This window comes from Streptomyces sp. NPDC005566, assembly GCF_040605575.1.
In the GTDB taxonomy this organism is placed as follows: Bacteria; Actinomycetota; Actinomycetes; order Streptomycetales; family Streptomycetaceae; genus Streptomyces.
In genome coordinates this window covers 34,225-53,946 of the sequence record NZ_JBEXDB010000006.1, presented here as the reverse complement: position 1 = coordinate 53,946, position 19,722 = coordinate 34,225, and the positions used below count along the sequence as shown (strand labels likewise).

Here is a 19,722-nt window from a genome sequence, read left to right as displayed (position 1 = left end):
GCCCGGCGTCGGGGCCGGGCCCTGGAGCAGCAAAAAGGCCGGGGCGGTCGGCCCCGGCCTCCTTACCGCGCGCGACGGTCAGTTCTTCTCGCGCTCGTGGTACGTCTTGCGCGTGTGCTCCGTGTGCGCCCGCATGATCTCGGTCGCCCGCTGCCCGTCCCGCGAGGAGATGGCCGCGATCAGCGAGCGGTGCTCGATCCAGGACCGGGTGCCACGCTGGCGGGCCACCGGTGTGTAGTACCAGCGGACCCGGCGGTCGACCTGCGCGGCCAGCTCGGCGAGGACGACGTTGCCGGCCAGCTCCATCACCTTGGCGTGGAAGGCGGCGTTCGTGGCCACGGCGAGGTCCACGTCGTCGTCCGCGACGGCCCGTTCCCCCTTGACGCAGAGCGCTTCGAGGGCCTCGATGCCGGCGCTCCCGGAGTTGGCCGCGGCAAGCCGGGCCGCCTCGGCTTCCAGGAGCGTACGGACCGAGAGCAGCTGGTCCGCCTCCTCCTCGGTGGGTTCGTGGACGAAGGCGCCCTGCGCGGGCCGCAGGTCCACCCAGCCCTCGGTGTTCAGTCGTTGGAGCGCCTCGCGCACCGGCTGTCGCGACACCCCGAGGTGCCCGGCCAGTTCGCTCTCGATGAGGTGCTGACCGGGGCCGAGTGCCCGCGTGGTGATCAGTTCGAGCAGCGCCTCGTAGACACGCTCGCGCAGCGGCCCCGGCCGATCCAGCTTCGGCACCGTTCCTTGCGGCAGTCCTGCGGACAACATCGCGGTTCCCCCTCCGGGCGCCCGGCAATTGCCTATCGTCTACAGTCTACCGAGCACAATGCGGTTCAGGGGCAGCGGATCACTTGACCCGCATAAGAAAGGTTTCCTCCGAAGCCGAAGAGCAGGGCCGGAGCACCGCTCTCGACCTCCCCGCGCTCGACCAGCTTGGACAGGGCCATCGGGATCGACGCCGCGGACGTATTGCCGGAATCCACGACATCCCGGGCGATGACCGCGTTGACCGCGCCGATCTTCCTGGCGACGGGTTCGATGATCCTCAGATTGGCCTGGTGCAACACGACGGCGGCCAGGTCCTCGGGGGTGATGCCGGCCTTCTCGCAGACCTTGCGGGCGATGGGCGGCAGCTGCGTGGTGGCCCAGCGGTAGACGGACTGGCCCTCCTGCGCGAACCGCGAGGGCGTCCCCTCGATCCGTACCGCGTTGCCCATCTCGGGTACCGAACCCCACAGGACCGGGCCGATTCCGGGCCGGTCACCGGCTTCCGGGTCGGCGACGACGACGGCGGCGCCCGCACCGTCGCCCATCAGGACGCAGGTGGAACGGTCGGTCCAGTCGACGATGTCGCCCATCTTGTCCGCGCCGATGACGAGGGCGCGGGTGGCGGCCCCGGCACGGATGGCGTGGTCGGCGGTCGCCAGTGCGTGCGTGAAGCCCGAGCAGACCACGTTGATGTCCATCACCGCGGGCGAACCCATGCCCAGCCGGGCCGCGACCCTGGCCGACATGCTCGGCGAGCGGTCGATCGCCGTGGAGGTGGCGACGAGGACCAGATCGATGTCGGCGGGCTGCAGGCCGGCACCGGCCAGCGCCTTGGCAGCGGCGTGCGCGGCCAGCTCGTCCACGGGCTCGTCGGGGCCACCCACGTGCCGGGTCCTGATGCCGACGCGGCTGGTGATCCACTCGTCGCTGGTGTCCACCATGGCGGCCAGGTCGTGGTTGGTGAGCACCTTGGCGGGCTGATAGTGGCCGAGCGCCACGACACGTGAGCCGGTCATGTACGGGTTCCCCTCGCTACGTATGGCAGGAACTATCCAGTCTTGGTTGCTACCGATCGGTACAAGGGCACGTAACCCCACAGATATATGGGCCGGAGCTTGGAGCGTCTCGAACAGCTCCCGGGGAACTTATGCACCCACCGCCGTGCACCCACCGTAACCCCGGCGGAGAAGTCACCTGCTGTCAGAAGTATTGACCCCTCTCAACGGCATACTGTAGACAATATTCTGTCGACTTGACACCCTCGCTCGGTCCTCTCACCGAACGGAGAGCCCCGTGAAAGTCGCAGTTGTCGGTGCCGGCGCCATCGGCGCCTATGTCGGGGCCGCGCTCCACCGCGCAGGCGCCGAGGTCCATCTCATCGCCCGGGGCCCGCATCTGGCGGCCATGCGCCGTGACGGCGTGCGCGTGATCAGCCCGCGCGGTGACTTCACCGCACGGCCCGCCGCCACCGACGACCCGTCGGACGTCGGGCCCGTCGACTATGTGTTCCTCGGCCTCAAGGCCAACTCGTACGCGGTGTCGGGCCCGTTGGTCCATCCGCTGATGCACGCACGCACCGCCGTGATCGCCGCGCAGAACGGCATCCCCTGGTGGTACTTCCACGGCCTGGCCGGGCCCTACACCGGCCGCCGGCTGGACAGTGTCGACCCGGCCGGCTCGGTGAGCGCCACGCTGCCGCCCGAGCGCGCCATCGGATGTGTCGTCTACGCGGCCACGGAGATCGAGGCGCCCGGAGTCGTACGCCACCTCGAAGGCACCCGGTTCTCCATCGGGGAGCCGGACCGGTCGGTGTCCAGGCGGTGCCTGGACTTCAGTGAGGCCATGGTCGCGGGCGGACTCAAGTGCCCCGTCGAACCGGATCTGCGCAACGACATCTGGATCAAACTGCTCGGCAACATCTCCTTCAACCCGATCAGCGCGCTGTCCCGGGCGACCATGGGCCAGATCTGCCGCCATCCCGACACCCGCGCACTCGTGGAGTCGATGATGCGCGAGACCCTCGCCGTGGCGGCGGCCGTCGGCTGCCGGCCCGAGATCTCCGTGGAGCGGCGCATCGCGGGCGCCGAGCGCGTCGGCGACCACAAGACATCCACCCTCCAGGACCTGGAGAAGGGCAAGCCCCTCGAACTCGACGTGCTGCTCGCGGCCGTCGTCGAGCTGGCCTCGCTGGCCGGCACGCCCGTACCGACGCTGCGCGCCGTGCACGCGCTCGCCGATCTCCTCGCCACCACCTCCTCCTCGGCCCCAGCAGGGAGCGCGCCATGAACAGCGACCGCACAGGCCCCCGGAACCGCAAGGGCCGGCAGCCGACGACCTACGAGCGCCTCACCCACCCCCTGGTCCGCGGCACCGACGGAGCACTGCGGCGCGCGAGCTGGGACGAGGCGCTGGCACGGGCGGCTGCCGGATTCCGGCAGACCCGCGACGCGTACGGCCCCGATGCCTTCGCCATGCTGTCCTGCGCCCGCGCCACCAACGAGATGAACTACGTGGCGCAGAAGTTCACCCGCGTCGTGATGGGCACCAACAACGTCGACAGCTGCAACCGCACCTGCCACGCCCCCAGCGTCGCCGGGCTGTCGGCCGCCTTCGGATCGGGCGGCGGGACCTCCAGTTACGAGGAGGTGGAGCACACCGACCTCATCGTGATGTGGGGCTCCAACGCCCGCTTCGCCCACCCGATCTTCTTCCAGCACGTCCTGAAGGGCATCCGCAACGGGGCCCGGATGCACGCGGTCGACCCGCGCCGCACCTCGACCGCCGAGTGGGCGGAGAGCTGGCTCGGGCTCAACGTCGGGACAGACATCCCGCTCGCCCACGCCATCGGCCGCGAGATCATCCACGCCGGACTCGTCAACCACGCCTTCGTGGACCGGGCGACCACGGGCTACGCGGACTACGTGGCGCTCGTCGAGCCGTGGACCCTGACCGCCGCCGAGAAGGTGACCGGGGTCCCCGCCCAGGCGATCAGGGACCTCGCCCACGCCTACGCCACGGCCGAACGGGCCCAGCTGTGCTGGACCCTGGGCATCACGGAGCACCACAACGGCACCGACAACGTCCGCGCCCTGATCAATCTCTCCCTGCTCACCGGCCACGTCGGACGGTACGGCTCCGGGGTCCAGCCCCTGCGTGGACAGAACAACGTGCAGGGCGGTGGCGACATGGGCGCCATCCCCAACAAGCTGCCCGGCTTCCAGGACATCCTCGACCCGCGGTCCCGGCAGAAGTTCGAAAGGTCCTGGGACGCCGTCATCCAGCCCCGGTACGGCAAGACACTGACCGAGATGTTCGAGGCGATGGAGACCGGCGAACTGCGAGCCGTGTACTGCATCGGGGAGAACCCCGCCCAGTCCGAGGCCGACAGCGACCAGGCCGTCCGCCGGCTCGCCTCCCTCGACCATCTGGTGGTGCAGGACATCTTCCTGACGAAGACCGCCGAGATGGCCGACGTCGTCCTGCCCGCCACGGCCGGCTGGGCCGAGACCGACGGGACGACGACCAACAGCGAGCGGCGGGTGCAGCGGGTACGGGCGGCCCTCGTACCGCCCGGCGAGGCGCGCGAGGACGTCGACATCATCTGTGCCATGGCCGGACACCTCGGCCATGACTGGAAGTTCGAGGACTCCCAGGCCGTCTGGGACGAGCTGCGCTCGCTCTCCCCCGACCACTTCGGGATGACGTACGAGCGCCTCGCCGAGCATCAGGGGCTGCAGTGGCCCTGCCCCGACACGGACAGGCTCCCGTCGAGCTTCCTGCACGCCCGGCTCTGGGAGACCGACCCGGTCCGGCGTGGCGCGGCCGCCCCGTTCGGCCTGGTGCAGCACGACCCGCCGGTCGACCTCACCGACGAGTCCTATCCACTGCGCCTGACTACCGGGCGGCGGCTGGATTCGTACAACACCGGTGTTCAGAGCGGGAGTTACGCCTCGCCGCTGCGCCGGGGCGAGTACATCGAACTCTGCCCGGAGGACGCCGAGGCCTACGGCGTAGCGGTGGGCGAGGAGGTGCGCGTCTCGTCCCGGCGAGGCAGCGTCACCGCCCCCGTGTGGGTCGATACCGGGCTGCGGCCCGGTCTGGCCTTCATGACGATGCACTTCCCGGACGAGGTGGACACCAACCAGCTGACCATCGAGGCGAACTGCCCGATCGCCGGCACCGCCGAGTTCAAGGCCTCCGCCGTACGGATAGAGAAGCTGGTGACCGCATGGACCTGAGGTACACCGACGCCGCCCCATCCGACCGCGAACGGGCAGCGGTGGACTCCCTGTTGGGGCTGCCGCCCTCCGGTTGGGAGGGGGCGGCGGAGCGGACCGACGCGGACCTGCGCTGGGCGAGGGGCGGAGCGGCAGCGGCCAGGGACCGCCGCGACCAGCTGCTGCCGGCCCTGCACGCGGTGAACGACCGGGTGGGCTGGATCAGCGAGGGCGCGCTGAACTACATCTGCCGACGGCTGACGGTGGCCCCGGCGGAGGCGTACGGCGTCGCGACGTTCTACGCGATGTTCTCGGTGGTGCCCCGCCCGGCGAAGGTCCTCCACGTCTGTACGGACCTGGCCTGCGCGGCCCGCGGCTCGGGGGCCCTGTGCGCGGATCTGACGGAGCGTCTCGGTCCCGCCGGTACCCCGGCCGAGGGCGCGGTCTGGCAGGAGAGCCCCTGCCTGGGCCTGTGCGAACGGGCCCCCGCGGCACTCCTGCTGCAGGCGGGCGCACCTCCGGCAGGGGAAGAGTCCGTCGCGGGCGCACCTCCGGCGGCGGACGAACCCGTCGCAGGCGCACCTCCGGCGGCGGACGAACCCGTCGCAGGCGCACCTCCGGCGGCGGACGAACCCGTCGCAGGCGCCTTCCGGTGTTCCGCCGTGCTCGCGCCCGCCACCGCAGCCGCCGTCGTCACAGCCACCCGCGCCCCCGAGGCCGCCCCCGTCGAACCACCGGCCGGAACAGCGGTTCCCCAGGCCGGCGACCCCGGTCTCGTCCTGCTCAGGCGCATCGGCTCGGTCGACCCGGCCTCCCTGGACGACTACCGCTCCACCGGCGGCTACACCGCCCTGCGACGTGCCTTCGCGCTCGGCCCAGCGGGCGTGATCCGTGAGGTGCTCGACGCCGGCCTGGTCGGCCGGGGCGGCGCCGCGTTCCCCACGGGCCGCAAGTGGCAGGCCACCGCCCAGCAGGCCGACGGCCCGCACTACCTGGTCTGCAACGCCGACGAGAGTGAGCCGGGCACCTTCAAGGACCGGGTGCTGATGGAGGGTGATCCGTACGCACTGATCGAGTCGATGACGATCGCCGGGTACGCGATCGGCGCAGCACACGGCTACATCTACCTCCGCGGCGAGTACCCCCGCGCGTACGAGCGTCTGAGCCACGCCCTGACGAGTGCCCGCACCCGCGGGCTGCTCGGCCCCGACGTCCTCGGACAGGGGTACGCCTTCGACATCGAGATCCGGCGGGGCGCCGGTGCCTACATCTGCGGCGAGGAGACCGCGATCTTCAACTCGATCGAGGGGCAGCGCGGTGAGCCGCGCTCCAAGCCCCCGTTCCCGGTGGAGAAGGGTCTCTTCGGCAAGCCGACCGCGGTCAACAACGTCGAGACGCTGGTGAACGTGCTGCCGATCCTGGAGCACGGTGCCGCCGCCTACGCCGCGACGGGCACCGGGACGTCCACCGGAACCAAGCTGTTCTGCGTGTCGGGACAGGTGGCCCGCCCCGGCATCTACGAACTGCCCTTCGGCGCGAACCTGCGCGAGCTGCTCGCCCTCGCGGGGCCCCCGGAGGACATGCGGGCGGTCCTCCTCGGCGGCGCCGCAGGCGGCTTCGTACGCCCCGACGAGGTGGACATCCCGCTCACCTTCGAAGGCACACGCGCGGCCGGGACGACGCTCGGTTCGGGCGTGGTCCTGGTCCTGGACGACTCGGTGGAGCTCCCCCGCATCCTTCTGCGTATCGCGGAGTTCTTCCGCGACGAGTCCTGCGGCCAGTGCGTGCCCTGCCGGGTGGGCACGGTCCGCCAGGAGGAGGCCCTGCACCGGATCGTGGACCGTACGGGAGCCGGGGCCGCCGCCGACGTCGCGCTCATGAGAGAGGTGGGGCAGACCATGCGGGATGCCTCGATCTGCGGTCTGGGCCAGACCGCGTGGAACGCCGTGGAGTCCGCCATCGACCGTCTGGGGGTCTACAAGTGACCGCTGTGCCGCTTCAGCCGCCGCGCCGTCTCGTCTCGTTCACGCTCGACGGCTCGGAGACCCGGGTCCCCGAGGGTTCCACGATCCTGGACGCCTGCCGGTCGGCGGGCAAGGACGTACCGACCCTGTGCCAGGGCGACACGCTCACCCCGAAGAACGCCTGCCGGGTGTGCGTCGTCGAGGTGGAGGGCGCCCGGACGCTCGCCCCGGCCTGCTCCCGGCTCGCCGAGCCGGGCATGACGGTCCGCACGGACACCGAGCGGGCCCGGCACAGCCGGAAGGTGGTCCTGGAACTGCTGGCCTCCTCGACCGATCTGTCGACGACCCCGCGGGCCGCCGAATGGATCAAGGAGTACGACGCGGAACCCGGCCGCTTCGGCACGGACGCCGCCCGGGTCAACGAACAGCCGAAGATCGACAACGACCTCTACGTCCGCGACTACGACAAGTGCATCCTCTGCTACAAGTGCGTCGACGCCTGCGGGGAGCAGTGGCAGAACACCTTCGCGATCGCCGTCGCCGGGCGCGGCTTCGACGCCCGCATCTCCACCGAGCACGACGCTCCACTCACCGATTCGGCCTGCGTCTTCTGCGGCAACTGCATCGAGGTGTGCCCCACCGGGGCGCTCTCCTTCAGCTCCGAGTTCGACATGCGGGCGGCGGGCACGTGGGACGAGCCCGCGCAGACGCAGACCACGACCGTGTGCGCGTACTGCGGCGTCGGCTGCAACGTCACGCTCCATGTGCAGGACAATGAAATCGTCAAGGTCACCTCACCGCACGACAACCCGGTGACCCACGGCAACCTCTGCATCAAAGGCCGCTTCGGCTACCAACACGTACAGAATCGGGTTTAACGGCCATGGGACGGGTTACCGAGCGTCGCCGCACCATCCGCATCCGGGGCGGGGCAGTCACCACGCGCCCCGACACCCTCGTCGCCGAGGAGCCCTTGGAGATCCGGCTGAACGGCAAACCGCTCGCCATCACGATGCGCACCCCGGGCGACGACTTCGCGCTCGCGGCCGGCTTCCTGGTGAGCGAGGGCGTGCTCGGTGAGGGCTCCGAGGTGCAGTCGATCGTGTACTGCGCCGGCGCGACGGCGGACGGCGTGAACACGTACAACGTGGTCGACGTGAAGCTCGCGCCGGGTGTCGTGGTCCCCGACATCACGCTGGAGCGCAACGTCTACACGACGTCGTCCTGCGGGCTCTGCGGCAAGGCGAGCCTGGACGCCGTCCGCACCACGACCCGTCATCCCATCGCCGACACTCCCCCGGTCCGGGTGGAACCCGCGCTGCTCTCCGCCCTCCCCGACCGGTTGCGCGAGGCGCAGCGGGTCTTCGACCGGACCGGGGGTCTGCACGCTGCGGCCCTGTTCTCACCGGAGGGCGAGCTGCTCGACATCCGGGAGGACGTCGGCCGCCACAACGCGGTCGACAAGCTGGTCGGTCGGGCTCTGACGGACCATCGGCTGCCCCTTTCGCAGACGATCCTGCTCGTGTCGGGGCGCGCCTCGTTCGAACTGGTGCAGAAAGCCGTGATGGCGGGGATCCCGATGCTCGCGGCGGTGTCGGCGCCGTCCTCGCTGGCCGTGGATCTGGCGGCCGAGAGCGGACTGACCCTCGTGGGCTTCCTCCGGGGTCCGTCCATGAACGTGTACGCGGGTGAGCACCGCATCGCCCTGGAGGCCGCGGTGAACCAGGGCTGAGGTTCCCCGCCCGCTGCACGGGTCAGGGGTCCGGCCGGCGGGGAGCGCCCCCTGCGCCGGCCGGGCCCTCCGTGCCACGGCCGTCCGTGCCCGGGTTCCCCACCGGCTCGGTGCCCTCGGGCTCTACTCCGCGCTCACTCCGCGGCGAACGAGAGACCCTTCGCCTCCAGCGCCGCCCGCAGCACTCCCACGGCTTTCGGTCCCATACCGTGCAGCCGCTTCAGCTCCGCCTCACTGACGGCCGGGAGCTGGTCCAGCGCGGTGTAGCCCGCCGCGTGCAGGGCGCGGCGGGCCGGATTGCCGACGCCGTGCGGGAAGTCGTCCGGCGGTGTCGTGTCGTCGCTCGTCACGGTGTCGTCCTTCCGGCGCGGGGCAGCTTCTCAGCCCACCGTAACGGGCACCTGTGACATCTCACCGGACTCCGGAAGCGGGTCGCGCGAGCGACGTTTGGCGATCACCGCGCAGACCATCAGCTGCATCTGGTGGAAGAGCATCAGCGGCAGCACGGCAAGGCTCGCGTGCGCGCCGAACAGCACGCTCGCCATCGGCAGCCCGGCGGCCAGGCTCTTCTTCGACCCGGCGAACTGGATCGCGATCCGGTCCGCCCGACCGAAACCGAGCCGCTTCGCCCCGTACCAGGTCAGCGAGAGCATCAGCGCCAGCAGGACCGCTTCCGCGGCCATGAGCGCACCGAGCCTGGCCGGGGTGACCTGGTGCCAGATTCCGCCGACCATGCCCTCGCTGAACGCCGTGTAGACGACGAGCAGGATCGATCCGCGGTCGACGTAGCCCAGCACCTTCTTGTGGCGGGCGACGAAACCGCCGACCCAGCGGCGCAGCAGCTGTCCGGCCAGGAAGGGCACCAGGAGCTGGAGGACGATCTTCACCAGGGAGTCCGCCGAGAAGCCCCCCGTGCCGCCTCCGAGCAGCAGTGCGGCGAGCAGCGGGGTGAGCAGGATGCCGGCGAGGCTGGAGAACGAGCCCGCGCAGATCGCGGCCGGCACGTTGCCGCGGGCCATCGACGTGAAGGCGATCGACGACTGGATGGTCGAAGGGACCAGGCACAGGAACAGGAAGCCGTCCTGCAGCTGTGGGGTCAGCACGTGGGGCACGAGGCCGTGGCTCGCGAGTCCCAGCAGCGGGAACGCGACGAAAGTGCAGGCCAGGACCGTGAGGTGGAGCCGCCAGTGCTTCAGTCCGTCGAGCGCCTCGGCGGTCGAGAGACGTGCTCCGTAGAGGAAGAAGAGAAGGGCGACCGCCCCGGTCGACGCCCCCGAGGCCACGTCGGCGGCCGCTCCCGAAGCGGGCAGCAGGGCCGCGAGGGCCACCGTGCCGATCAGCGCCAGGATGTACGGGTCCACCGGCAGCCAGGACGGCAGCGTCGGGATACGGCGGCTGGTGCGGCTGCTCATGTGCTCCACGTGCTCTCTCGGCGTAGTCGTGCCCTCCCCATCCTGCTCTTGATCACCGTGATCGGGAATCCGGCATACCGCTCTGACTGTCATCACGGTTCGCGATAGCCTGTACTCATGTACGACCCCGTCCAGCTCCGCACGTTCCTGGCCGTCGCGCAGACCCTGAGCTTCACCCAGGCGGCGCGCAGACTCGGCATCAGGCAGTCCACGGTCAGCCAGCACGTACGACGACTGGAGGCCGAGGCCGGCCGGCAGCTGTTCACCCGGGACACCCACCGGGTCGATCTCACCGAGGACGGCGAGGCGATGCTGGGCTTCGCCCGGACGATCCTGCAGGCCCATGAGCGGGCTGCGGCGTTCTTCACCGGCACTCGGCTGCGCGGACGGCTGCGCTTCGGGGCCTCCGAGGACTTCGTCCTGACGCGGCTTCCGGAGATCCTGGAGTCCTTCCGGCGCGAGCACCCCGAGGTGGAGCTGGAACTGACCGTGGAGCTGTCCGGGACGCTGCACCAGCAGCTCGAGGCGGGCCGGCTCGACCTCGTACTCGCCAAGCGGCGCACCGGGGACACGCACGGCGAGGTGGTCTGGAAGGACGCGCTGGCCTGGATCGGCGCGCCACAGCTGAGGATCGACCCGGACCGGCCGCTCCCGTTGATCGCCTTCCCGCCTCCCGGCATCACCAGGGCGCGCGCGCTGGAGGTTTTGGAGGAGCACGGCAGGTCCTGGCGGTTCGCCTGCACGAGCGCGAGCCTGAGCGGCCTGATCGCCGCCGCCCGGGCGGGCCTGGGGGTGATGGCGCACACGCGTGGGCTGATTCCGCCGGGGCTGGCTCCGGTGCCGGCCAGAGCGGGGCTCCCGGAGCTCGGCGACGTGGACTTCGTCCTGCTGCACGGGAGGCGCAGGGACGCCGCTCAGGAGGCGGCCGACGCCCTGGCGGCGGCGATCCTCGCCGGCGGCGACCGCCTTCACCGGGTGACGGACCTGCCCGCCCACCCGGAGCGCGCGTAATCACCGCGTACAGATTCCGTGGAGATTCCCGTGCGAGCTACTTACCCGGCGGTCAGAAGTGCGCCCGAGCCTGGCCCATCTGGCCCGATTTCAGTGGCTGACCTGTGCAGATGCCACGTTATCCGGAGACTTCGGACCCTCCCGCTTCCACGCTCGGTGGGGTAGCGTCGCGGCGCCGTGCGGAGCGCCACAAGGAGCAGGTCATTGCGCGAGTTCACTGTCCCACCCATGGCAGCCGCCCCTCAAGTCGGCGGTCTTGCCGATACCGTCTTCGACCATGCCGAGGACGATCCCCACCGGATCGCCCTCGGTCGCAAGGACGCGGCCGGCCAATGGCACGACGTCTCCGCCGCTGTCTTCCGCGACGAGGTACTTGCGCTGGCCAAGGGCCTGATCGCACACGGCGTGCGCTTCGGTGACCGCGTCGCCCTGATGTCCCGTACGCGCTACGAGTGGACGCTCTTCGACTTCGCGCTCTGGACGGTGGGCGCCCAGTCCGTGCCGATCTACCCGACGTCGTCGGCCGAGCAGGTCCTGTGGATGCTCCACGACGCCGAGGTCGCGGCCGTCATGGTCGAGCACGAGGACCACGCGATGACGATCGGTTCGGTGATCGACCGGCTGCCGAACCTGAAGCGGCTCTGGCAGCTGGACGCCGACGCGGTGACCGAGCTCGTGGACGCGGGGGTCCAGATCGACGACGAGACGGTGCACAGACACCGGCGCGCGGTGACGCCCGACTCCGTGGCCACCGTGATCTACACCTCCGGAACGACGGGACGCCCCAAGGGCTGTGTGATCACACACGCCAACTTCATGTTCGAGGCCGACACCATGGTCAGCCGCTGGCATCCGGTGTTCCACTCCAAGCCCGGCGACGAGGCGGCGACGCTGCTCTTCCTGCCGCTCGCCCATGTCTTCGGCCGCATGGTGGAGATCGCGGCGCTGCGCGGCCGGGTGAAGCTGGGCCATCAGCCGGAGCTGTCGGCGAAGGCTTTGATGCCGGACCTGGTGTCGTTCCGGCCCACCTTCATCCTGGCGGTGCCGTACATTTTCGAGAAGGTCTTCAACGGCGCGCGCCGCAAGGCGGAGGCGGAGGGCCGGATCGGGCCCTTCGACAAATCCGTGGAGATCGCCGTGAAGTACGCGGAGGCGATGGAGGAGCGGGCCTTCGGGACGGGCCCCGGCCCCTCCGCCGGGCTCCGGATGCAGCACCAGTTCTTCGACAAGGTCGTCTACAAGAAGGTCCGCGACGCGATGGGCGGCCGGGTGCGGCACGCGATGTCGGGCGGCTCCGGCATGGACCGTCAGCTCGGACTGTTCTTCGCGGGCGCGGGCGTCACCGTCTACGAGGGCTACGGACTCACCGAGTCGACCGCCGCGGCGACGGCCAATCCGCCCGAGCGCACCCGGTACGGCACCGTCGGGCAGCCGATCCCCGGGTCCACCGTGCACATCGCCCAGGACGGCGAGATCTGGGTCCACGGCGCGAATGTCTTCGGCGGATACCTGGGCGACCCCAAGTCGACCGACGCCGTGCTGCACGACGGGTGGCTGGCGACGGGGGACCTCGGCTCACTCGACGAGGAGGGCTATCTGACGATCACCGGGCGCAAGAAGGAGATCCTGGTGACCTCGGGCGGCAAGAGCGTCGCCCCGGCCGGCCTGGAGGAGCGGGTGCGCTCGCATCCACTGGTGGCGCAGTGCATCGCCGTCGGCAACGACCGGCCCTACATCGCCGCGCTGGTGACCGTGGACCAGGAGTCGGTGGACCACTGGCTCACCATGCAGGGCCGTGCGCCGATGCCCGCGGCGGACCTGGTGCGGGACCCGGATCTGGAGATGGAGGTCCGGCGCGCCGTCGTGGCCGCGAACACGGCGGTGTCGCAGGCGGAGTCCATCCGCACGTTCCGTATCCTGGCGCACCCGTTCACGGAGGAGCACGGCCTGCTGACACCGTCGCTCAAGCTGAAGCGCAAGGCGATCGAGACGGCGTACGCGTCCGAGGTCGACGCTCTCTACCACTGAGCATCGGGCTCGACGCTCGCCGCCTCCGGAACGACTGCGGGTGGCGCCGCCGGTCGCCGCGCCGCGTGGCGCTGCCGTTCCTGCGTGCCCGGTTCTCCCGTTCGCCGGTTCTCCCGTTCGCTGCTTCTCCGCCGACGGGAATGCATAGGCTTCGTTGATCGTTTCTCAACGGGAGTACCAACCGACAACGTAAGGATCGACCGCTCGTGAGCCAGGTCCCCTCCATCACCCTCAACAACGGTCTCGAGATGCCGCAGCTCGGCTACGGAGTCTGGCAGGTGCCGGACGACGAGGCCACGACGGCCGTCGCCACGGCCATCGAGTCCGGGTACCGGAGCATCGACACCGCCGCGATCTACGGCAACGAGGAGGGCACCGGCAAGGCCATCGCCGCCTCCGGTGTGGCGCGTGACGAGCTGTTCGTCACCACCAAGCTGTGGAACGGCGACCAGGGCTACGACTCGACGCTGCGGGCCTTCGACGCCTCGCTGGACAAGCTGGGTCTGGATCACGTCGACCTGTACCTGATCCACTGGCCGCTGCCGGCCAAGGACGCCTACGTCGACACGTACAAGGCCCTCGAGAAGATCCATGCCGACGGCCGCGCCAGGGCCATCGGCGTGTCGAACTTCCTCCCCGCGCATCTGGAGCGCCTGATCGACGAGACCTCCATCGTCCCGGCGGTCAACCAGATCGAGCTGCACCCCCAGCTCCAGCAGGCCGAGGCCCGCGCCTTCCACGCGCGGCACGGCATCGTCACGGAAGCCTGGTCCCCGCTGGGGCAGGGCAAGGGCCTGGACGTCCCGACGGTCGTCGCGATCGCCCGGAAGCACGGCCGGACCCCCGCCCAGGCGGTGCTCCGCTGGCATCTGCAGACCGGTCACGTGGCGATCCCGAAGTCCGTGACGCCGTCGCGAATCGTGGAGAACCTCGACGTGTTCGGCTTCGAGCTGGACGCGGACGACCTCGCCGCGTTCGCCGCACTGGACGAGGGCAAGCGCATCGGCCCCGACCCGGCCGAATTCGCCGTGGGCGCCTGAGAAGACAGATGGACGGCGCCCCGCCCCCGCGGCGGGGCGCCGTACCCGAGCACACCGAAAGGGAACGGACCATGAGCGGGGAGACCGCGCCCGTCGTCGAGGCGGGCGTGTACCGCCTGCGGAACGTGGGCAGCGGACTGCTGCTCGAGGTGTACGGCGGGGCCACGGGCAGCGGCGCGAACGTCCAGCAGGGCAAGGAGAACGGAACCGCGGCCCAGCACTGGCGGCTCGACCCCGTGCACGAGGGCGCCGCCCTGTACCACCTGGTCAACGCGCACAGCGGCAAGCGGCTGGACGTCGCGGGCGCCTCCACGGAGAACGGCGCGAACGTCCAGCAGTGGAAGGCGAACAACTTCGGTGCGCAGGAATGGCTCATCGAACAGCATCTGGAGGCTCCCGGCACCGTGACGCTGGTCAGTTTCGTCAGCGGCCGCGTCCTGGAGGTCGCCGACGGGGCCACCGACGACGGGGCCAACGTCCAGCAGTGGGAGGACACCGACTCCCCCGGCCAGTGGTGGCGGCTGGAACCGGTACCGGAGTCCTGAGCCGGGACGTCAGTCAGCCGTGCGGGGCTCCCGCCGGGCCAGGTGCACGGTGCGCGCGGAGAGCAGGAAGAGGTCCGGGCGCAGCCGCAGCCCCTCGGGGTCACCGGGTTCCAGCAGCCGGTCGAGCGTCGCGGCGTCCTCGGACGTGAGCCGGTCGGCGAACGCCTCGCGCCTGCGGGCGAATTCGGTGACGGTACGGTCGCGCGCGGCGCCGGTGAGCGGGGCGGGCAGATCGAGCAGGAAGCTGCGGGTGCCCAGCGGTGCCAGGCCGACGGCGGCAAGGAGCGCGCTCCAGTCCTCGACCTCCCGTGTGGTGTCCGGCAGTCCCGCCCGCATGTCCTCGAACCGGTCGGCGTGGAGCGCGTCGAGCCTGGCCTCCAGTCCCGGCCTGCCGATGCCGATGTCACGCGGAAGCTGACGGGCGGCCAGTCCTCCTTCGAGCAGGGCTACGGTGCCCCCGGGACGGAGCAGCCCTGCGAGGCCCGCGAGGAGGCCGCGCTGGTCGCCGATGTGGTGCAGGGAGTTGCCCGCCCAGATCAGATCGGCCACGTCCAGCTTCCCCAGGTCCTGCGGGAGCTCGGCGTGCACGGTACGCACCCGCTCACCGAAGCCGTGCCGCTCCGCGCGGGCCCGGGTGCGCTCCAGGAGGGCGGGAGTGCCGTCGACGGCGACGATCTCTGCCTCGGGGAACACCTCGGCGAGCAGACAGCTGATCACGCCGGGGCCGCTGCCGATGTCGAGGACTCTGCGCACGTCCTGAGCCTCGGGGAGTTCCGCGATCCAGCGGGCGGCTGCCTCGTACTGCGGCCTGCTGAGTTCGGCTTCCTCCTCGAGGCTCGGTCCCACGGTGTCCCAGTCGAGGTCTTCGGTGCGGTGGGCGTGGGCATGGGCATGGGCATGGGAGTGACCGTGGCCGTGCGCGGTGTGCTTGCTCATGGGCTCACCTTCTCCCTGAAGGGACACCAGGGCCAGTTTCCTTGCCGTTTCAGCAAGCCTGTTTCCCGTTGCGGTACTACTGAAGGGCCGGCCGAGGCAGCCCGCACGCGCTCGAAGCCGGCATGGAACGCGAAGGAACCGCTGCAGCCGACCTTGAGCGCGCCGAGGCGAACCAGGCCTGCCGGGGGCGGCGCGGGCGGGGGCCGGCCGGCTCAGCCCCGTCTGCTGAAGGCGAGCAGCCGGTAGGCCGGGTCCGGACGCTGCCGGTCGGGGTCGGGCAGCGCGGTGAGTTCCGCCGAGAGCCGTTCCGCCGCCGTCCCCGGCAGCGACAGGTGTGCGGCGTAGTCGCCCCGCAGCAGCGAGCGTGCCGCACGCCTGGGGGTGCGGCCCTGCCCGTGGCCGGCGAACTCTGCCCCGCCCACCCGTTCCAGACCGTGGGCGTCGGCGTACGCGGTGACCAGGTCCGCGGAGTCGGACGGCTGCGGGGCGCTGTACGGGGCGAGCAGCGCGTCGATGTCGCTGCCCACGTGGTGCCCCGCGTCCTTGTCGACCGTCGTGACGAACACTCCGCCGGGCCGAAGTATCCGCGCTGCCTCGGCCACCACCGCCCGCACCTCACCGGCGCCACGCAGCAGGTGCAGCAGCCAGACCGCGCAGACGGCGTCGGCCGTCGCACCGGCCAGCGGCAGCCTCCGCGCGTCGGCGAGGGCGACCGCTCCGATCCGCTGCCTGGCCAGCCGCACCATGCCGTACGACGTATCGGTGCCGAACACCCGCAGTGCGGGTCGGCCGAGTGCGATCCTCTCCGCGACCAGTCCCGTACCGCAGCCGATGTCCACCAGCGTGCGGGCGGACGGGGGCACCAGCCCGAGTACGGCGCGGGCTGCGGCGTCGGCGCGGGGGACCCCGCCCCGGGTGGCGTCGTAGACGGCGGCTTCGGCGTTGTAGTCCAGCACGGGGCAAGTCTAGAAGGCCGGTCCTGACCGCGGCGCACCATGGGTGCCGGATGTATTGCCGGTGGGTGGCGCCGGACATAACGTGCGCTCATGGAGCTGGAGTTACGTCATCTGCGCACCGTGCGGGCCATCGCCGACACAGGCAGTCTCACCAAGGCGGCTGCCGTTCTGGGGCTCGCGCAGCCCGCGCTCAGTGCGCAGCTGCGGCGGATCGAGAAGGCGCTCGGCGGCCCGCTCTTCGACCGGGATCACACGGGTGCCCGGCCCACCCTGCTCGGCGAGTTGGTGCTGACACGAGCCCGGGTGGTGCTGCCTGCCGTGAGCGAGCTCCAGGAGGAGGCGGTGCGCTTCGCCAACGCCTGGGCCACCGTGGAGCGCTTCCGGCTCGGCGGGACGCACGGTCCGCTGCTGGGCGGCCTCGTCGACCGGCTGGCCGCCGCGCATCCGACGGCGCCGGTGACGACGTACACCTCGTGGTCGGTGGCCGAGATCGCGTCGCTGCTGATCGACGGACGGCTCGACTTCGCGTTGATCGGTGTCTGCGGGGAGAGCCCGCCGCCCATGGCCGACCGGCTCGTCTGGCAGGTCATCGGCATCGACCCGGTGTTCGTGATGCTGCCGGAGAATCATCCGCTGGCCGGCGGGACGGAGCTCGAACTCTCCGCGCTGGCAGGCGAATCCTGGGCCGACGTGCCGGGGGACGGCTGCTTCGCGGACTGTTTCGCCACCGCCTGCGCCCGGGCCGGCTTCACTCCGGTGTCGGTGTACGAGACGGACACGACGTCCGTCGTCCACCTGGTGCAGGTGGGGCGGGCCATCGGGCTGTGCCGGGCCACGTTCCCGCCGACGCAGGGACTGGTGACCCGGCCCCTCGCGGGTTCGCCACTGAGCTGGCGCCATCTGCTGGGCCGGAATCCCCGCTCCCCCGCGGCGGAAGGGGCGGCCGGGGCGGTGAGCGGGCACACCCGCTCGGCGTACGCGGAAGCGGTGCAGCGGAGCGCCGGCTACACGCGCTGGCTGGCCGCCCACCCCAGGTTCGGCCCGACGCCGTGGGAGGCTGCTACGTCGCTCCGTGGCCCGGAGCCACCGCCTCGACCCGGCCTGCCAGCGTCAGGTCCTTCTGTGTGACCGCGCCGCCCGCGTCGTGCGAGTTCACGGACAGCCGCACGGTGTTGTAGCCCAGTGTCAGGTCCGAGTGATGGTTGAGCTCGTCCTGGATCCGGGCGACATGAACGGTCAGCCCGGCAGCGGCGAAGTGGGACGGCAGCCGGTAGGTACGGGTGATCCGGTCCCCCTCCAGTTCCCAGCCGGGCAGGTCGCGCAGACCGGCCTCGATATCGTGCGGGGACAGCGGTTCAGCAGGCATGCGGCGGCTCCTACCCGGATCGGTACGATCAGCAGTGCCCGTGACGTTACGGTCTGGATATGACAACTGTCGCGCTTGACACGGGGGTAGGGCCACTGCTGCGCGGCTGGCGGGAACAGCGACGGATCAGCCAGCTGGAGCTGGCCCTGCGCGCGGACTCCTCGGCCCGGCACATCTCGTTCATCGAGACGGGCCGCTCACGCCCCAGCGAGGAGATGATCCTGCGGCTGGCCGAGCACCTCGACATCCCCGTCAGGGAGCGCAACGCGCTGCTGGTGGTGGGCGGTTACGCGCCCCGCTTCGCTCAGACCGCACTCGACGACCCGTCGATGGGAGTGCTGCGCGAGGCCATCGACCGGCTGCTCGCCGGCTACGAACCGTATCCGGCGCTCGTCCTCGACGCGACGTACACGGTGGTGGCGGCGAACCGGGGGATGCGGCTGCTGCTCGAAGGCGTGTCGGAGCGGTTGCTCACCCCGCCCGTCAATGCCATGCGGCTCACCCTGCACCCGGACGGCCTGGCCCCGCGCATCCTGAATCTGCCGGAGTGGCGAGCCGATCTGCTGGCCCAGATGGAGCGTCAGATCGCCCTGGTCCGTTCGGTGGAGCTGCGCGCCCTGTACGACGAGGTCGCGGCCTATCCCCTCCCGGGACAGCAGCCCGCGTGCCCGGCAGGGACGGTGCCCGTCATGGGCGTGGCGTCGCTCGCGCTGCCGCTGCGGATCACACACGGCGAGCGGGAACTGTCGTTCATCTCGTCGATCGCCACGTTCAACACACCGATGGACGTCACCGTGGCCGAGCTGGCCATCGAGACGTTCCTGCCCGCCGACCGGGAGACCGCCGCGTATCTGCACACGCTCACGCCGTGACGAGCGGACGGGTCCAGGGAGCGTCACTGCGGGCGAAACGGATCGCGGCCGTGCTCGCGAGGACCAGGAACAGCACGGTGACCAGCAACGGCAGCGTCGGATGCCCGTTCAGCACGGCCACGGCCCCCGCAAGGCCGCCGGCCAGCATGGCGACGACCGAGAGGATCCGGGGCCCGGCGCGGCGCCCCGGCCCTTTGGCGAGCCGGCTGTCGGCGACGACCCCGGTGATCGTGAGGGTCAGCACGGTGGTGGTGAGGTCGGGGACGGCGAGCGCGCGGGAGGCGGCGTTCTGGACACCGAGTCCGAGGCCGAGCAGCGCGATGAGGGTGAAGCGGGCGGCTCCGGTGTACGGCTCGCCCGAGGTCAGGGTGACCACCAAGGCGGCCGCCACGAAGACGGTCTCGACGAGGAGCGCGTGCTGGAGCTGCCGGCCCCGGTGAGCACGGGCCCGGTGCACGACGATTCCCCCGGCCAGCGCACCCGCGGCGAACGCGCCCAGGGCCACGGCCGAGGCGAGCAGCGAGAATCCCGGCGCACCGGCGGCACCGAAGCCGCAGAAGACCACGTTGCCGGTCATGTTGGCGACGAACACCCTGCCCAGCAGCAGATAGCTGAACGCGTCGACCAGGCCGGTGATCACGGTCAGGGCCAGCATCAGAGGCGGCAGGGGTCCGTGCCGGGCGGTCATGTCGGGTACGAGGGTGGCCCAGGCCTCACGCAGGACGACGGGCATGGGCGGCACACTCCGATCACTGGATGTGATCGGAGTGTGCCGCAGCCCGGGGGCCGTTCCGTCCGCACGCGCCGGGCGGGCCCGGATCCATCCGTCCGGCAGGCGTTGTCCGGAGGGCGGACGGCCCTGCTTCACCGTCGTCCGGAGGGCGGAC

The 19,722-nt window shown here is 71.0% G+C and carries 19 protein-coding genes; 11 read left to right on the top strand and 8 right to left on the bottom strand.

Annotated features, from left to right (window positions below; genetic code table 11):
• Positions 1-78 precede the first annotated feature (78 nt).
• Together ABZS61_RS11135 and ABZS61_RS11130 are read right to left on the bottom strand one after the other, a co-directional pair.
• Positions 79-756: a GntR family transcriptional regulator gene (locus ABZS61_RS11135; RefSeq protein WP_356417897.1), complete on the bottom strand. Its 678-nt coding sequence runs from the start codon at positions 754-756 to the stop codon at positions 79-81.
• 65 nt (positions 757-821) lie between these two features.
• Entirely contained in the window at positions 822-1,772 is a 951-nt protein-coding gene (locus ABZS61_RS11130; RefSeq protein ID WP_356417896.1) for a beta-ketoacyl-ACP synthase III, read from the bottom strand.
• Positions 1,773-1,995: 223 nt separating this feature from the next.
• Here ABZS61_RS11130 and ABZS61_RS11125 point away from each other — a divergent pair, with 223 nt between their 5' ends.
• Genes ABZS61_RS11125 through fdhD form a run of 5 tightly spaced genes read left to right on the top strand, consistent with a single transcriptional unit; the run spans position 1,996 to position 8,669 of the window.
• Positions 1,996-3,042, top strand: coding sequence for a 2-dehydropantoate 2-reductase (locus tag ABZS61_RS11125; RefSeq protein ID WP_356418429.1), 1,047 nt, complete (start codon positions 1,996-1,998; stop codon positions 3,040-3,042).
• Complete coding sequence (locus ABZS61_RS11120; protein WP_356417895.1) at positions 3,039-4,994, top strand: molybdopterin-dependent oxidoreductase; 1,956 nt, start codon at positions 3,039-3,041, stop codon at positions 4,992-4,994. Before ABZS61_RS11125 ends, ABZS61_RS11120 begins: the two co-directional genes overlap by 4 nt.
• Positions 4,985-6,958, top strand: coding sequence for an NAD(P)H-dependent oxidoreductase subunit E (locus tag ABZS61_RS11115; protein ID WP_356417894.1), 1,974 nt, complete (start codon positions 4,985-4,987; stop codon positions 6,956-6,958). The genes ABZS61_RS11120 and ABZS61_RS11115 overlap by 10 nt, the downstream gene beginning before the upstream one ends.
• Complete coding sequence (locus tag ABZS61_RS11110; protein ID WP_356417893.1) at positions 6,955-7,815, top strand: 2Fe-2S iron-sulfur cluster-binding protein; 861 nt, start codon at positions 6,955-6,957, stop codon at positions 7,813-7,815. Before ABZS61_RS11115 ends, ABZS61_RS11110 begins: the two co-directional genes overlap by 4 nt.
• Positions 7,816-7,820: 5 nt before the next feature.
• Positions 7,821-8,669, top strand: coding sequence for a formate dehydrogenase accessory sulfurtransferase FdhD (gene fdhD / locus ABZS61_RS11105; protein WP_356417892.1), 849 nt, complete (start codon positions 7,821-7,823; stop codon positions 8,667-8,669).
• Between the two features lie 134 nt (positions 8,670-8,803).
• Here the strand turns inward: fdhD and ABZS61_RS11100 are convergent, their stop codons facing one another.
• Together ABZS61_RS11100 and ABZS61_RS11095 are read right to left on the bottom strand one after the other, a co-directional pair.
• Positions 8,804-9,019, bottom strand: coding sequence for a DNA-binding protein (locus tag ABZS61_RS11100; protein WP_356417891.1), 216 nt, complete (start codon positions 9,017-9,019; stop codon positions 8,804-8,806).
• Between the two features lie 30 nt (positions 9,020-9,049).
• A complete protein-coding gene (locus ABZS61_RS11095) occupies positions 9,050-10,081 on the bottom strand; it encodes a bile acid:sodium symporter family protein (RefSeq protein WP_356417890.1) in 1,032 nt (343 codons plus the stop codon).
• A gap of 117 nt (positions 10,082-10,198) precedes the next feature.
• On the opposite strand from ABZS61_RS11095, the gene ABZS61_RS11090 reads away from it, so the two are divergent.
• The 4 genes from ABZS61_RS11090 (at position 10,199) to ABZS61_RS11075 (ending at position 14,705) form a co-directional block, all read left to right on the top strand.
• A complete protein-coding gene (locus ABZS61_RS11090) occupies positions 10,199-11,092 on the top strand; it encodes a LysR substrate-binding domain-containing protein (protein WP_356417889.1) in 894 nt (297 codons plus the stop codon).
• 228 nt (positions 11,093-11,320) lie between these two features.
• Positions 11,321-13,120, top strand: coding sequence for a long-chain fatty acid--CoA ligase (locus ABZS61_RS11085; protein WP_356417888.1), 1,800 nt, complete (start codon positions 11,321-11,323; stop codon positions 13,118-13,120).
• Positions 13,121-13,326: 206 nt separating this feature from the next.
• Positions 13,327-14,160, top strand: coding sequence for an aldo/keto reductase (locus ABZS61_RS11080; RefSeq protein WP_356417887.1), 834 nt, complete (start codon positions 13,327-13,329; stop codon positions 14,158-14,160).
• A gap of 71 nt (positions 14,161-14,231) precedes the next feature.
• Positions 14,232-14,705, top strand: a complete 474-nt coding sequence (locus tag ABZS61_RS11075) for an RICIN domain-containing protein (RefSeq protein WP_356417886.1) — start codon at positions 14,232-14,234, stop codon at positions 14,703-14,705.
• Positions 14,706-14,714: 9 nt separating this feature from the next.
• Here the strand turns inward: ABZS61_RS11075 and ABZS61_RS11070 are convergent, their stop codons facing one another.
• Entirely contained in the window at positions 14,715-15,641 is a 927-nt protein-coding gene (locus ABZS61_RS11070; RefSeq protein WP_356417885.1) for a class I SAM-dependent methyltransferase, read from the bottom strand.
• Positions 15,642-15,853: 212 nt separating this feature from the next.
• A complete protein-coding gene (locus ABZS61_RS11065; protein WP_356417884.1) occupies positions 15,854-16,597 on the bottom strand; it encodes a class I SAM-dependent methyltransferase in 744 nt (247 codons plus the stop codon).
• A gap of 90 nt (positions 16,598-16,687) precedes the next feature.
• Between ABZS61_RS11065 and ABZS61_RS11060 the strand changes: the two genes are divergently transcribed.
• Positions 16,688-17,725 carry a LysR family transcriptional regulator gene (locus tag ABZS61_RS11060; protein WP_356417883.1) on the top strand — a complete coding sequence of 346 codons (1,038 nt, stop codon included), beginning with the start codon at positions 16,688-16,690 and terminating at the stop codon, positions 17,723-17,725.
• On the opposite strand, the gene ABZS61_RS11055 is transcribed toward ABZS61_RS11060, so the two are convergent.
• Positions 17,658-17,963 (bottom strand): 4a-hydroxytetrahydrobiopterin dehydratase, encoded by a 306-nt coding sequence (locus tag ABZS61_RS11055; protein WP_356417882.1) that lies wholly within the window; start codon positions 17,961-17,963, stop codon positions 17,658-17,660. The two genes, ABZS61_RS11060 and ABZS61_RS11055, sit on opposite strands and share 68 nt — an antisense overlap.
• Before the next feature lie 59 nt (positions 17,964-18,022).
• Between ABZS61_RS11055 and ABZS61_RS11050 the strand changes: the two genes are divergently transcribed.
• Positions 18,023-18,835, top strand: a complete 813-nt coding sequence (locus ABZS61_RS11050; protein WP_356417881.1) for a helix-turn-helix transcriptional regulator — start codon at positions 18,023-18,025, stop codon at positions 18,833-18,835.
• Here the strand turns inward: ABZS61_RS11050 and ABZS61_RS11045 are convergent.
• Positions 18,825-19,568, bottom strand: coding sequence for a YoaK family protein (locus ABZS61_RS11045; protein WP_356417880.1), 744 nt, complete (start codon positions 19,566-19,568; stop codon positions 18,825-18,827). The two genes, ABZS61_RS11050 and ABZS61_RS11045, sit on opposite strands and share 11 nt — an antisense overlap.
• Positions 19,569-19,722: the final 154 nt, after the last annotated feature.